The sequence below is a fragment of the Devosia psychrophila genome (assembly GCF_000971275.1).
Taxonomy (GTDB): Bacteria; Pseudomonadota; Alphaproteobacteria; order Rhizobiales; family Devosiaceae; genus Devosia; species Devosia psychrophila.
In genome coordinates this window covers 1-709 of the sequence record NZ_LAPV01000004.1, presented here as the reverse complement: position 1 = coordinate 709, position 709 = coordinate 1, and the positions used below count along the sequence as shown (strand labels likewise).

The 709-nt window shown below is 58.0% G+C and carries 2 protein-coding genes; both read right to left on the bottom strand.

Features of this window, described 5'->3' with window-relative positions:
• Positions 1-231, bottom strand: a 231-nt coding sequence (locus WH91_RS26005) for a heavy metal-binding domain-containing protein (protein WP_428040591.1), incomplete at its 3' end; no start/stop codon positions are given.
• 248 nt (positions 232-479) lie between these two features.
• A partial coding sequence (locus WH91_RS00085) for an IS5/IS1182 family transposase (RefSeq protein WP_046168971.1) occupies positions 480-709 on the bottom strand: 230 nt, incomplete at its 5' end.

Sequence of the window (709 nt, the reverse complement as noted above, 5' to 3'; positions counted from 1 at the left end):
CATTTCGAGCACGAACACCGGCACCGCCAGAGCGGAGCCGATCCAAAACCGTCTCGTCATGTCCACGAGTTCGGGACTTGGCGCTGAATCGGCTGACGGCATCTCGGGCTCGAGAGCCATGCCACATGTCGGACACGATCCCGGCGCGTTCCGACGGATTTCCGGATGCATCGGGCAGGTCCAGATGGTGCCGGCCGGCGCCTCGGCGGGCTTCGGGTCGGCAGCAATCACATAACTCTCGGGGTTCACCATGAACTTGGAAAGGCATTCCTTTCGAGCAAAAGTAGTAGGTCTTGCCGCCGAAGGTGGCCTTGTGTTCGGCCTTCGACGGATTCACCGACATGCCGCAAACAGGGTTCTTAACCATAAGATCTTCAGCTGCGGCCTTAGAAGCACCGTCTTGATCATGGTGATGAGGCGAGTGGTGATGGGCACGATCGTCGCGCGTGTTTTGAGCGGACCTGATGATCTCCTGTGTTCTAGGTCCTGTTGACAAAGTACGGTATCCATATCCGTACAGCGGCTAAGACGAGGAAGGCGGCGAAGGATTTCGCGGTTTTGTCGAAGCGTGTTGCGATGCGCCGGAACTGCTTGAGCCTGTTGAACATGCGTTCGATGCGGTTGCGGTCCTTGTATGCCTTGAAGTCGCATGGGGGCGGGTTCTTGCGGTTGGCTTTGGGTGGGATCACCGGAACAATGCCGCTCAACA